This window comes from Chitinophaga niabensis, from assembly GCF_039545795.1.
Taxonomy (GTDB): Bacteria; Bacteroidota; Bacteroidia; order Chitinophagales; family Chitinophagaceae; genus Chitinophaga; species Chitinophaga niabensis_B.
This window is the reverse complement of the sequence record NZ_CP154260.1, coordinates 3,413,518-3,427,380: the sequence shown is the minus strand read 5'-3', so window position 1 is coordinate 3,427,380 and position 13,863 is coordinate 3,413,518. Positions and strand designations below refer to the sequence as shown.

The window sequence follows — 13,863 nt, the reverse complement described above, 5'->3', positions numbered from 1 at the left end:
CAAATCATGAATTTACCAAAAGTAATAACTGACTTAGTAACGGCTCAAAACCAATACGACAGTCTGGCTTATGCTAACTGTTTTACAGAAACAGCCGTTGCGTTTGACGAAGGGAAAACGCATACTGGAAGAAAAGCTATCCAGGAGTGGATCGAAGAAGCAAATAAAAAGTATAAATCGGTAATGAAGCCTCTGTCAATAGCTCATGAAGGTAAAACAAGCGTTTTATCTGCAGAGTGTTCAGGAACATTTGATGGAAGTCCGATTATCTTAAAATTTCATTTTGATATAAAAGATGGACTTATTCAAACTTTAAAAGTAACGAGCTAGCTGTATAATAAAATACGTGGCGCTTCTTATACTGCAAAGAGCAAAAGGCGGTTTTGACCGCTTTTTCTATTTTCGCTGGGAAGTTCTAAATAAGTAAAGAATAAAGAAAAGAACACATTTCCATTCCTTTTTTTCGTCGGGATGACTGGATTCGAACCAGCGGCTCCTTCGTCCCGAACAAAGCGCGCTACCGGGCTGCGCTATATCCCGTAAACATTGCGTAGATTTAGTCCTTGCACAGAAATTCCAGAATTTTTCAGGTGTAGCTGGTCAAATATAATATTTTACTTATTTACCCGATAGGTGACGAATACATAATAATGGTAGTTTTTCTTTCTACTTTATTATATTTGGGTAATTACCAAAATCAATAGAAACCCTGGCTCATGAACATGAATAGAAGAAGTTTCCTTAAAAACACAGCAGCCGGAAGTCTGGCTTTTTTGCTGCCGTTCAGGTCGCTGGCATTCAGCTCCGATAAGAAATTGAGGATTGCCCAGGTAGGCCTGGGTGCAATGGGCGTTAACGATCTGAAAAGTATTGCATCCCATCCTTCTGTAGATGTGGTCGCGCTTTGTGATGTTGACGCCAGTAAGCTGGCGGCCGTAAAGGCAAAATATCCCAACGCCAGAATATTTGCAGACTACAGGGAAATGTTCAGGAGTATGGGAGGGGATATCGATGCTGTTGTAGTGTCAACCCCCGATCACGCACATGCGCCCGTATCACTTATGGCGATGGAGATGAATAAAAATGTCTATTGCCAGAAGCCCCTTACGCACTATATTTCAGAGTCCCGTAAAATGGAGGCAGTGGCCGCTGAGAAGAAACTGATCACACAAATGGGCATCCAGGTGCACTCTTTCTATGATTACAAACTGGCTACTATTCTCATTCAAAAAGGAATTATCGGAAAGGTAAAAAAAGTAATAGCATGGTCACCAAAAGTTTGGGGCTATGATGGGCCGGTGCCCGAAGGAAGTGATCCTGTGCCTGAAGGGCTGGATTGGAACCTGTGGCTGGGTACGGCTAAAGAACGACCCTATAAAAATGGATTCTATCATCCGGGCAACTGGCGCCGGTGTGTTGACTATGGCTGTGGTACTTTAGGTGACATGGGCGTTCACATCTTCGATACGCCGTACAATGCATTGAAGTTAAGTGTTCCTTTAACGGTGAAAAATGAATCTCGTCAGCCCAACGACTTTGGGCATGCTGAAAAGAACCATGTGACTTACATTTTCCCCGGAACGGAATATACCGCCAAAACCCTGGAGTGGGTTTGGTATGATGGCAAAGGAGCGCCGGAACTGCAGGATGAGTTGGCGCTACCCGGCGGAGATGCACTGCCTGACCAGGGAGCCATGTTTATCGGTGAAAATGGCCAACGCTTATTGCTACCCCATTTCATGCAGCTGCCTAGGTTGATTGTCAGCAACAAGTACGAAAAAATAGACCTGAACAAATTCGACTCCGCGGGAGAAGCCGGTAAACCTACTGTCAGCTACGATATTGAGGGGGACAAACACTATCACGAATTTGTGGACGCTTGTCTCGGCAAATCTAAGTGCAGTGCACCGTTCTCTTATGCGGCGAAACTTACGGAAGTAATTTTACTGGGTGTTATCGCAGCGCGCTTCCCGAACCAAACGCTTAACTGGGATGGCGCAAATGCCCGTTTCAAAGAAGAGGAAGCGAATAAATATCTATCAGGCGAATACCGGACTTTTTAGGGATAAAGAGGCTCATAACTCACTTTAATAGAAAGTCAATTGAATAAAGAAAGACGCCCTGGCAACAGCTGGGGCGTTCTTATATCGGTTTTGCCGGGATTCGAACCTGTAGCATCTTTTCCGTGTCTGGAATTCCGGCTTATCTCTTAATCATTCCCGTGTGTTCGTAACAGATAAGACCTTTCTCCCTGTAAGCAAACGGAGGTCCGGCAGGTGCATAAATCATACATCCTTGTAGCCCAGGATTTTTTCCTCGAAATTCTATTACATTTGTCAGGTTATTTCACGTTCCATTCATGAACTACGACTGCCAAAGCGATACGCTCTTACTTGAACTGCTCAAAAAAGGAGACGACAAGGCATTTACTGCCATGTACAATCGTTATTGGGACAGGCTTTTGTTCATCGCCGGCATCAAGTTTCGTGATCTGGCCATTGCCGAGGAAATGGTACAGGACGTTTTTCTTGATCTTTGGAAACGCAGGGAAGAGCTTGACATCACCACCGGCCTGGAGCCTTACCTGGCCGTCAGTATAAAATACAAGGTCATCAATGCGCAGGCAAAGCTAAAGCGGGCTATGGAGTACCAGCAATACGCCGTTCATCACAACCCACCTCAGGGTAGTGATACGGAAGAGTGGCTCCGGTTTAAGGAATTGAAGCACAAATTATCCCGGCTGGTGTCGGCATTACCGGAAAAATGCCGTATTACTTACCAGCTAAGCCGGGAAGAAGGCCTTTCTCAAAACGAAATCGCCGCCCGCCTGAATGTATCAAAAAAGGCAGTGGAGGCCAATCTCTCCCGGGCACTAAAATCCCTGCGGAAAGCCTTTAATCAATTGACAGCCAGCATGCTGACTATCCTGCCCTAACAGCCCCCCCAAAAAAAATTTCACGCACATATAGGGTTTTGTTCCTGTCGATTGCCTATTATGTACACGCTTTCCACTTATGAACGACTCTTTACACAATGAGCGCTACTTATTGCTGGCGGAAAAATGGTTAAATGGTACCATAACTCCCGCTGAAGAGGAAGAGTATGCTGCCTGGTACAATAACATTTCCGAAGATGATGCCTTGAATGTGCCTGCAAGCATTGCTACAGACAGGGAAGCTCACCGGAAAAGAGTACTGCAGCAGATCAATGCGCGAAGAACACCGGTCGTACCATTGAAAAGTCGGAATCCATTGCTGCGCAGGCTTACAGCGGCTGCGGCTGTTCTGTTAATTACATCATCCATCGTTTATATTCTAATGGGCAACAGAAAAGCGAAAATCGATCCCACCCATAGCATTACCAACGACATAAAACCTGGAACAGTCGGCGCTGTACTTACATTGAGCAACGGTAAAACTATTTTAATTGACACCTTCAGTAATGGCAATATACAGGTAGCTGCCGGAAATGCGGTTGCTAAAACAGATGAAGGGCTGGCCTTCGATAGCACTCTCTCCAGCGGCAGCATTGAATATTATACACTGCAAACACCTAATGCCCGGCAACAAAAACTCTCCCTGCCGGACGGCAGCGAGGTGTGGCTAAATGCCGCCAGCTCTGTCAGGTTCCCTTCCACATTCGGCCCAACCCTAAGAGAAGTGGAAATTACCGGCGAAGTTTATTTTGAAGTAGCAAGAGACAAAACCAGACCATTCATCGTGAAGGTGAATGATGCGGCAATAGAAGTGCTCGGTACTCATTTCAACGTGATGGCCTATGAAAATGAATCAAAACTGGAAACCACGCTGCTGGAAGGTTCTGTGAGGTTCAGCAGGGGCAGGGAAAGGGTTGTGCTAAAGCCGGGTCAGCAAAGCCGTTTATCATCCGGGAACAATATCAGTGTGGTTGACAAAGTAGATACCGAGCATGTGGTAGCCTGGAAAAACGGCATACAGTCCTTCGTGGATGCGGATCTGAAAACGATCATGCGACAGGTGGAACGATGGTACGATATAAAAGTAGAATACAGAGGGGATATTCCCCGGCGGGAGTTTTCCGGCGACATCCCGCGCAGCGCCAGCTTATCCGAATTGCTTAGATTGTTCGAGATCAATAATATTCATTTTACGATAGATGCAGAACACAAAACGCTCATCGTTATGCCATAAACCACGTTATTTCAATACTACACTTACTATGCAAAAAAGAACATCCACTATGAAAGAAAAGGTCATACAATAAAAAACCGGAAGTGAGATCAGGCACTTCCGGCAACATCTGGTACAACAACATAGAAGTCGTGAGGACTTAATTATTATTTGCAACCAAAAGACAAATTTATGGTTTTAATTGCTTACTGCAATTTTTTTGTGCAGCCTGTATGGCGATGCATCATCTCATTTCTCCTTCTTGCTGCTTTGCTATGCTGGTCAGGTATTTGCGCGGCACAGTCCATTACTCTTTCTGAAAAAGAAGCCACACTGAAAAAAGTTTTGCAGTCCATAAAAAAACAAAGCGGCTTCAGTGTGTTTTATGACAATGAACTATTAAAAGAGAGCAAGCCGGTAAGCATCGAAGTAAAAAATGCCGCTCTCCGGCCAACGCTGAACCTCATCTTTGCCAATCAGCCTTTGGTGTATGAGATCGTTGGCAGCAAAGTGATCAGCATCAAACGTAAAGAAAAAGCTGAAAATACATTACCGCCTGCCGCCCCTGCAACAGACACTGTACGCGGTACTGTAAGGGATGAAGAAGGAAAACCCATGCCAGGCACAACAGTGTCTGTAAAAGGCACCAGCAATCATACAATTACAGATGCAGACGGTCGTTACCGCATTTTAGTAAACAATAAGCCGGCCACCCTGCAGTTCTCCTATGTTGGATTTATGCCACAGGAAAGGCCGGTAGCCGGCAATGGCCAACTGGACGTTACGCTGACACCCAATATTTCCAGGCTGGATGATATTGTAGTGATCGGCTATGGCACGCGAAAGAGAGAAGACCTTACAGGTTCCGTGGCATCCGTGAGCGGCGAGCAGCTTGAGAAAAACACCAACATATCGTTAAACCAGGCATTGCAGGGCCGTGCAGCCGGTGTACAGGTTGTATCGAACGATGGGGCTCCCGGCGCAGAAGTCAATATCAGTATCCGTGGCGGCTCTTCCATATCGGCCAGCAACGAGCCGTTATATGTGATTGACGGGTTCCCGCAATTTGGCGGTTCCAACCTCAATCTGAGTTCGAACGATATCGCTTCGATCGAAATACTCAAAGATGCATCCGCCACTGCTATCTACGGATCAAGAGGAGCAAACGGCGTGGTGATCATCACTACAAAGTCCGCCAAATCCGGGAAGTTCACCATCAGCTACAACCCGGTATTCAGTTTTCAGCGCATCGTAAAAAAATTACCGGTTATCAATGCCCTGCAATTTGCAGAGGCGCAGCATTTCAGGCTTTCCACGCCGGAAGGTTCCGGCAGCGATGTTTCTTTTGCCAACTGGGCTACCTACAAAGATTCTACCAGTGTTAACTGGCAGGACGTAGTGTACAGGACGGGCTGGCAACAAACCCACAACCTGTCGTTCACCGGTGGCACCAATGATGTAAAAGTTTCTGGCTCTTTCAGTTTCCTGGACCAGAAAGGTATCGCAGTTGGCACCAACTTTACACGGTACACCGGGAGGTTGAACACCATCGTGAATGTAACCAGAAAGATAACAAGCAGCACGAACATCTATCTTGCCAATACCGAACATACAGGCCCCAGTGTTACAGGCGAAACAGGCATCGGGCAAGGTGTTCTGAGGGCCAGTCCTTTTGTGACCAACGACAACCTCGATGCTTTTCTAAACCAGGAGCTGATCGGGCAGGCGGGTACTTCCAATTCCATCAGCAATCCCCTGCTCGAACTTACAACGGTAAGAATAGCGAGACGGATGTTCACGGGATTGATCAACTCTTTTCTTTCCTTCGAGCTTTCCAAAAACCTCACGCTGAAAGTAAGCGGCGGGCTTAACTACAATCAACAGATCAGCAATTCGTTTTATCCCACCACTACGAATATCGGGCGGCTTTACAACGGCTATGCGCAGCATACTTCCATTAATACAATAGACTGGATCAATGAGAATACGGTTACCTACAACAAACGTTTTGCAGGCAGGCATAATACTTCCACCGTAGTTGGGTTCACCACACAGAACAACATCCTTACCCGCAATACGTCCGGCGCACAGGACTTTCCGATACAGTCCATGGGAGCGGATAACCTGTCATTGGGCCGCACCATTCATACGCCTACTTCCTTTAAACAGAACGCCGGACTGCAAAGCTTCCTGGGCAGGATAAATTATGACTATGCAGGCAAATACTATCTCACTGTTAGCTACAGGGCAGATGGCAGTTCTAAATTCATGCGGAATAAATGGGGCTTTTTCCCTTCTGCCGGAGGCTCCTGGAAACTTTCGGAAGAGCCGTTCATGAAGCGGTACCACGATATCCTCAGCCTGAAGTTACGCGCCAGCTGGGGCATTACAGGCAACCAGTCAGTAACTCCATATAGCTCATTTACAACCTACGGCTCTTCTAACGTAGTAGTAAACGAAGGCTGGGGCGTTGGGATGGCGCCGTTACAGATAGGAAATGAAGATCTGCGCTGGGAAACCAACACACAGACGAACCTGGGCATAGACATCGGTTTATTCAAAAACAGGGTCACTATCACAGCCGATGTCTACCGGAAGCTGTCTAAAGATCTTTTGCTGAATGCCCCGATATCGCTTTACTCAGGCTATACATCGGTTTACAGGAATGTGGGTAATGCACAGGTGCAGGGCCTCGAAGCAAACCTGAATACGGTCAACCTGGACGGAAAGTTCAGATGGGTATCCAACTTCAACATTTCACTTATCCGCAGCAAAGTATTGTCACTAACAGAAGGTCAGGATTTTATCACGCTAGGCACACTCGGCAGACGCGCGGAACAGTATATCGTGAAAAAAGGAGAAGCGCTGGGCGCTATTTACGGGTTTATTTTTGATGGCATATTCAATACCCAGGAAGAACTGGCGGCAGGGCCTCTGCAACCAGGCGTATCTATTTTGGGAGGAAAAAAATACAAGGATGTCAATGGCCCGAAAGGCGTGCCTGACGGGCAGATCGATAACTATGACAGAACGATCATCGGAAATGGTAACCCGGATTTTTTTGGTGGCATCAGCAACACACTTAGCTACAAAGGATTTGACCTGGATATCCTCTTTACTTATTCCTATGGCAATAAGCTCCTCAATTCCGGAAAGGCAGAGATGGAAAGGCCGGGAATCCTTCAGGGTGGGCTTGCCGTGATGATGAACCGCTGGACGCCTGAAACGCCTTATGTAAACATGCCTAAATGGGGAGCCCAGGTTACCGAGGTGGATGTAAACACATCCTACCTGGTAGAAGATGGTTCATATTTCCGGCTGAAAACCCTGATGCTCAACTACAGCTTCTCCGGCAATTTTCTGAAAAGAACATTCCTTAAAGAGCTGAAGACCTTTGTCAGCGCGGAGAACCTGTTCACATTCACCAAATACAGCGGCTACGATCCGGAAGTGAATTACTTCAATTCCATTATCACGCCGGGCGCAGACCTGTATAATTATCCACGGGCAAGGACCTACACGATAGGGATTAAATCAACCTTTTAAAAGTATGATAAGTATGGATCGCTTGATTAAATATACGCTCATCATCGCCAGCCTGTTCACTACTATGGGCTGCAGGAAAATACTCACAGAAACACCTTATTCATTCCTTACGCCGGATAATTTTCCCCGGACCAGCACTGACGCGGACGTTGCACTGCTGGGCGCCTACAGCTATTTGCAGACCGGCAATACTTTCAGGAACACGCTCTCCTATTTATTATCCGTGCAGAACGACCTGGTGCATCCCTCTGCAAATATTGCAGGAGCCGCGCTCGGCATGTTTCAAAGCTTCCAGGTATCAGGCAGTGACCTCGCCCCTCAGAATGTGTGGATCGATCTATGGAAAGGAATGAATGCCTGCAACGGCCTGATTGGCACCTTGAATAACCTTGAGAACGCCCAGGCCTGGGTAGCACCGAAGCTGGCGGAAGCAAGGGCGCTGCGGGCCCTGTATTATTTCTACCTCGTGAGGCTTTATGGCGATCTGCCCCTGAAGCTCGAACTCACCACCAAACCTGTAGTGATACAACCACGGGTATCTGCGGAGGAGATCTACCAGGTGATTGAAGATGATCTGCTGGCGGCGGACAATAAATTATCCAATGCAGCCAACAACGGGGGGCGCTTTACCAACGGTGCTATAAAGGCTTTGCTCGCGCAGGTTTACATCACAAAAGCCGGCTGGAGAAGATCTTCTGATGGGCAGATGGTAAAAGGAGACAGCAAGTATTATGCGATGGCCCGGGACAGAGCCAAAGAAGTGCTTGATATGGAGAACACGGGCATCTATGCGCTCAACCCTGATTATACTGCCGTATTCAAAAACCTCTCATCCGATGTGTATGATAAAGAAGTGATCCTTTCTGTAGAGTTCAAAATGCCGGAAAGGGGCTCCAACTTCCCCTACTTTTTTGGTGCATCAGGAGGAGCGAACGCCACTAAGGGAAGCGGTGAGGCTTATGCAAGAGCCAACCGGGAATTTGTAGCTACGCTCGATTTCAAAGATACCCGGGTGGAATGGAATATTGCTAACTATTCCTATCTCAATGGCTGGACGCGAACACCTTCGAATGATCAGAATAGTTTTGGCATTGCCAAATACCAGAAACTCCCGGGCTCCAGTCATTTTTTTAATCATTCTACCAACTGGCCCCTTCTCAGGCTGGATGATATCAAGCTGATCTATGCCGAAGCACTGAACGAGATCAGCAACGGGCCTACGCCTGAAGCGTATCAACAGATCAATGCCATCCGGTACAGGGCAAGACCGGCAGATCATAAAACGGATGGAACGGTGCTTCCTGACCTGGCCGGTCTCGACAAGGAAGCATTTCATAAAGCCCTCATGGCGGAGCGCGCCATCGAGCTGATTTTAGAAGGCAGCAGGCGACTGGACCTGATCAGGTGGGGAGTGCTGGTAGAAAAAGTACAGATGGCCAGTTCACAACCGGCTGCCGGCAATGTGCATGAGCGGCATTATCTTTTGCCGGTGCCTCCGCAGGATCTTAATATTAATGGATGGAACCAGAATAATGGCTATTAAAAACCACAACCAATGAAATCGAAAAATATTTATGGGCTGCTGGCCTTTGTACTGCCCTTCATGTTTTGGTCCTGTAAAAAAGAAGGCGTTACCTACGAGAACATAAACACCAGTACGGTGATGTTGTTCAACTCTTATGCCGTTTCTTCCACACCCGCTATTACAGCGGATGCCTATTTCAACGGGCAGAAAATAAACATGGGCGCATTCGGATACACCACACTTGTTTCCAACCTGGTGGTCAACGCCGGCAACAAAAAAATCGCATTTAAAAAGAGCAGCGACTCAAGCCTGCTGGCCCAGGGCGATTTCAACCTGGCCGAAGGAACGGTTAATACCCTGTATCTTACCGGCACACCTGATGATGGTGCTATCGTTACTACCGTTGATGATCTTACTCCCGCCCCGGCCGGCAAAGCCCGGATAAGAGCTATCCATCTCAGTCCCAATTTGACTGCCGCCGACTTCTACATGGTAGGTGGACCGGTAGTGACCAAAGCGCTTACTTACAAGTCTTTCACGGAATATATGGAGGTGGATACCGGATCGTATGTTTTCCAGGTGAGAGATGCAGCCACCCTCTCGGTCAAAGGGGCCACTGCAAGTATCAGGCTGGCATCCACCAGGAACTATACGTTCATTGCCAGAGGCCTGGTAGGCCGAACACCGGCCCTGACATTGCAGATACTCAATAATATAAAGCCGTATTAATAACACAAAGCCGCTCCACGTTTTATGAAAAAGATCATCCTTCCACTGGTCCTGCAGTTACTATTCAGCCAACTGGTATCAGCCACCACCTATTACGTCAGCAATACCGGTAACGACACCAATACCGGCACCAGTCCTTCTTCACCCTGGAAAACAATAGCCAAAGTCAATAGCATGATGGCCAGCCTTGTACCGGGAGATTCAATATTGTTTAAAAGAGGGGATGTTTTTAAGGAAAAGCTGACCATCACAAAATCCGGCACCGCAGTATTACCCATTGTATTTTCCAGCTACGGGGCGGGCCCCAGAGCAATGCTGGATGGCAAGGATACCCTCTCCGGCTGGACGCTCTATGGAGGCAATATCTGGCGGGCATACTATAATACTCCCGCCGGCTATGTATGCAATAACGTTTTTAAAAATGGCAAGCCGCTGCGTATTGGAAGATGGCCGAACGCAACAGCCGCCAACAATGGCTTCAAAAGCATCACTGGTGTATCAGGCAGCACATCTATCAGCGACAATACGCTTTCCGGCGCTCCCAACTGGACGAATGCCAAAGTAGTGATCCGGTTCAATCATTGGAGCCTTGTCAGCTCTACTATCACCAGCCACTCCGGCACCAGCATTACTTATCAAAACTCATCCGCCTACACGCCGCTAGTCAACTGGGGGTATTACATACAGGATCATTTAAACACGCTGGATGCAGATGGCGAATGGTATTGCGATACCCTGAACAATTATGTATATCTGTATTCAACCGGGAACCCAACAGGCTCCCTCATTGAAATAGCAGCCAGGCAAAACCTCGTCAGTTTCGGGATGAGCGTATCCCACATCATCATCGATGATATTGACTGCAATGGCTCAGCCGCCAATACGATCGAAGGGAACGGAAACACATTTGTTTTCATGAGGAACATCCGGTTTAAAAATTGCGGAATTTACTATCCGGGGCAATGCGGTATCTCCCTGTTCAGGGCCAACCAGGTACAGGTAGATAACTGTTACATATATGGCAGCAACTTTCATGGGATATCCCTATTTGCAACTGACAGCAGTGTTATAGAGCATAGTATTATTAAAGCCACCGGTCTTACAACCGGTATGACGCCCGAGCAGAATGCAAGCGTACGGATAGGTGGCGGCGCCAATGCAGTCACCGTCAGGAATAATTATTTCGACAGTACGGGTTATGGACATATTATATGGAGCGGCGCCAACCATCTTTTCAAAAATAACCTGATGCTGAATTACTGTATGCGCACCGATGATGGCGGAGCCGTGTATTGCTTCCAAAATACCCAGTTGAACAACAGGATTGAAGGAAATATTTTCTCAGATGGTCAGAGAGCGCCGGAAGGTATACCTGCCTCACAACAAAATGCGCCGGCAGCTGCCATCTATACCGATGAAGGATCGGCGAATATCACTATCTCCCATAACACCATCGCCAGGAGTTTTACCGGTGTCAATTTCAATAATGCCGCTGCGATCACAGTTCGCGACAATACCCTTTTTGGCAATAATACCCATTTGCGTTTCACCCGATGGACCACCAATGATCCTGCCGGCCCCATGCGTAATTACGATGTAAAGAATAATATCGTTTTCGGCTTTGGCCAAAACGATACCCTGCTCAGGGCCGTGGATGCCAGCCAGTCCGAAATCACGAGCTTCGGCACTATTGATAGTAATTATTACTGTGCCCAGAATGGACAGGCGAAGCAGGTATTTACAACAGAAACTACCGGCAATCAGAACCGGCTGCAACACATAACAGAATGGACGCAACGTTATGGTCACGATAATAACAGCACATACGTACCTTACTCACTGCCTTTTGAGGAAACCCTGGAGAACAACGTATGGTTCCAATACAATGCAACAAATGCCGGGCAATCCTTTGCCTTGCCAGCCGGAACCTTCAGAGACGCTACAGGCAACACATATACAGGGTCAGCAAGCATTGCAGCCTACGGTAGCCTCGCATTGTACAAAGTAAAGCCTGACAGCGTATTTGCACAGGACAATATAATCGTGCTAAGGCTTGATTCATTGCCGCATGCCGCTACAGCGGGTACGGCCAACAAGGCATTCGTAGAAGAATTTGACGTAACGGGCGCCCTTGTGAAAAGTATTGACTTAAGCACTTACAACTTTTATGTGGCCGCAAAAGATATGGCAGAGGGGATATTGAACCGCTCCGCGGACGGAACTTATCTCAGTTTATCAGGGTATACTGTCAAAACAGGGATAACAGGCAGCACCTCCCGCGCCATTGCTCTTATTAAGTATGATGGGACCATCAATATTACCACGGTCAATCCATCCGTCATGGGCAATGTTGCTCCCCGTGGTGTAGCCACTGTTGATGGAACAGATATATGGCTGGTGGGGAACGGTGCATCAGGAGTGATACACACCACCGCAGGCAGCAATGGCACAGGCGCAGCTATCGCCGGCACCGTTACAGGCAATAATACCATCGTGATACCCGGCGCCTTTACAAGTGCTACCGTATTTTCTACCACAACAGTAAACGTAAGCGTCAATACTGGCCTGGCGGCCGGCCACGCAGTTTCAGGTCCCGGCATTCCTGCTGGCACCACCGTTGTATCCAATACGAATAATACTATTACATTATCGGCACCCACAACAGATCTTACACAAACAAGCATTACCATCACCCGTTCCAACAACTCCTTTGAAAACCTCTGGGTATATGACAACCAGTTATATTATTCAGCCAATACCGGCTTCCGGATCGGCAAAGTTGGTAACGGGCTTCCTGTTTCACTGCCTGACAATACCCTGAAAGGCGAGTTGTTCGGCCCAACAGCCAATGCTCCCAGCCCCACGCCGGAGCAGGTGTTCATGGCCAAAGTAAATGGACAGGATATTTTATATGTAAGCACGCAGACCGGCGGTATCTATAAATATCAGAAAGTGTCTGGCATATGGACGCTTAGAGGCAGCTATCTGGTGCCTAATGTATCGTTTACCGGCAACACCAGCACAGGAAACAATACCATTACGGCGGCCAGCACAGTTACAGGACTTTGCCCCGGAATGTTCATTACCGGCAGCGGGATCAGCGCAGGTACATACATTACAGGCATCAACGGCACATCCATCACACTATCCGCCAATGCTACCAGCACAGGAAGCACAGTTTCCCTAACAGGCAGGAATACCTTTTACAATGTTACCGGCATAGTAAGAGACAGCCTGGTTGTTTTGTATGCCGTGAAGAATGCGCCGCTATCCATCGCTGCGGGTAATACGGTAAGCGCTTATAGCCAGGTGTTGAAAATCGAAGATCATACAGGGCCTTCCGGTTCGCTGTCTTTGGCAGCTGCCACTACAATTGTATCCGGGCCTCCGTTGGGAGATAGTTATAAAAGCGCCGGGCTGTTCGCACCCATGGCTGCAGAAGCGTTCATACGTTCCTTTACTACCGGACCGCTGAAAGATCAACCGGCAGGTATCAAGCGTATCACAGCAAATAATTCCGGTAAGGAAAACGTCTCTTTAAAAATATATCCCAATCCAGTGGACCAGAAGGCGTACCTGTATCATGGAAAACTTCAGGGGCGGGCTTTCATAAAGATCTATACCGTAACAGGTGCCCTGTTGTTCCGCCGGGTTATCAATACGGATGCGGACTTTACAGAAATTGATACATCCATGCTTCCGACAGGATATTATGTAATAGAATTTGTCGAGGGGACGCGGAAAACCGGGATAGCGTTTATTAAGCGATGAATGGGGTTAAGTAACTACACATTAAACCGTCCCGGTTACTTCCCGGGACGGTCTTGGGGCTGGGACTTTTGGAAGGCAAACGCAACCTTGCCAAAAACAAAAAAGCCCCAAAATCTTTATCACTAAAAATTCCAGAGCTTTAAA

At 47.5% G+C, this 13,863-nt stretch carries 8 protein-coding genes and 1 tRNA gene; 8 read left to right on the top strand and 1 reads right to left on the bottom strand.

Going from position 1 to position 13,863, the window contains the following annotated elements:
• Window positions 1-6: 6 nt before the first annotated feature.
• Window positions 7-330 carry a nuclear transport factor 2 family protein gene (locus AAHN97_RS13300; protein ID WP_343308118.1) on the top strand — a complete coding sequence of 108 codons (324 nt, stop codon included), beginning with the start codon at window positions 7-9 and terminating at the stop codon, window positions 328-330.
• A 136-nt stretch (window positions 331-466) separates the two neighbouring features.
• Here AAHN97_RS13300 and AAHN97_RS13295 read toward each other — a convergent pair.
• Window positions 467-540 (bottom strand) — tRNA-Pro (locus AAHN97_RS13295).
• Between the two features lie 182 nt (window positions 541-722).
• On the opposite strand from AAHN97_RS13295, the gene AAHN97_RS13290 reads away from it, so the two are divergent.
• The 7 genes from AAHN97_RS13290 to AAHN97_RS13260 all read left to right on the top strand — a co-directional run bounded on the left by AAHN97_RS13290 (window position 723) and on the right by AAHN97_RS13260 (window position 13,719).
• Window positions 723-2,063, top strand: a complete 1,341-nt coding sequence (locus tag AAHN97_RS13290; protein WP_343308117.1) for a Gfo/Idh/MocA family protein — start codon at window positions 723-725, stop codon at window positions 2,061-2,063.
• Window positions 2,064-2,359: 296 nt separating this feature from the next.
• Window positions 2,360-2,935 carry an RNA polymerase sigma factor gene (locus tag AAHN97_RS13285; RefSeq protein WP_343308116.1) on the top strand — a complete coding sequence of 192 codons (576 nt, stop codon included), beginning with the start codon at window positions 2,360-2,362 and terminating at the stop codon, window positions 2,933-2,935.
• A 79-nt stretch (window positions 2,936-3,014) separates the two neighbouring features.
• Window positions 3,015-4,169: a FecR family protein gene (locus AAHN97_RS13280; protein WP_343308115.1), complete on the top strand. Its 1,155-nt coding sequence runs from the start codon at window positions 3,015-3,017 to the stop codon at window positions 4,167-4,169.
• 324 nt (window positions 4,170-4,493) lie between these two features.
• Window positions 4,494-7,694 (top strand): TonB-dependent receptor, encoded by a 3,201-nt coding sequence (locus AAHN97_RS13275; RefSeq protein WP_343308114.1) that lies wholly within the window; start codon window positions 4,494-4,496, stop codon window positions 7,692-7,694.
• A gap of 13 nt (window positions 7,695-7,707) precedes the next feature.
• Window positions 7,708-9,237: a RagB/SusD family nutrient uptake outer membrane protein gene (locus AAHN97_RS13270; RefSeq protein ID WP_343308112.1), complete on the top strand. Its 1,530-nt coding sequence runs from the start codon at window positions 7,708-7,710 to the stop codon at window positions 9,235-9,237.
• 12 nt (window positions 9,238-9,249) lie between these two features.
• The gene (locus tag AAHN97_RS13265) at window positions 9,250-9,948 is read left to right on the top strand and encodes a DUF4397 domain-containing protein (protein ID WP_343308111.1); all 699 of its coding nucleotides are present in this window, start codon (window positions 9,250-9,252) and stop codon (window positions 9,946-9,948) included.
• A gap of 24 nt (window positions 9,949-9,972) precedes the next feature.
• On the top strand, window positions 9,973-13,719 hold the full coding sequence (locus AAHN97_RS13260) for a right-handed parallel beta-helix repeat-containing protein (RefSeq protein ID WP_343308110.1): 3,747 nt from the start codon (window positions 9,973-9,975) through the stop codon (window positions 13,717-13,719).
• Window positions 13,720-13,863 lie beyond the last annotated feature (144 nt).

Coding starts and splice junctions, on each gene's coding strand:
- AAHN97_RS13300 (WP_343308118.1), top strand. CDS start 7: ATGAATTTACCAAAAGTAATAACTGACTTAGTAACGGCTCAAAACCAA.
- AAHN97_RS13265 (WP_343308111.1), top strand. CDS start 9,250: ATGAAATCGAAAAATATTTATGGGCTGCTGGCCTTTGTACTGCCCTTC.
- AAHN97_RS13280 (WP_343308115.1), top strand. CDS start 3,015: ATGAACGACTCTTTACACAATGAGCGCTACTTATTGCTGGCGGAAAAA.
- AAHN97_RS13285 (WP_343308116.1), top strand. CDS start 2,360: ATGAACTACGACTGCCAAAGCGATACGCTCTTACTTGAACTGCTCAAA.
- AAHN97_RS13270 (WP_343308112.1), top strand. CDS start 7,708: ATGGATCGCTTGATTAAATATACGCTCATCATCGCCAGCCTGTTCACT.
- AAHN97_RS13260 (WP_343308110.1), top strand. CDS start 9,973: ATGAAAAAGATCATCCTTCCACTGGTCCTGCAGTTACTATTCAGCCAA.
- AAHN97_RS13290 (WP_343308117.1), top strand. CDS start 723: ATGAATAGAAGAAGTTTCCTTAAAAACACAGCAGCCGGAAGTCTGGCT.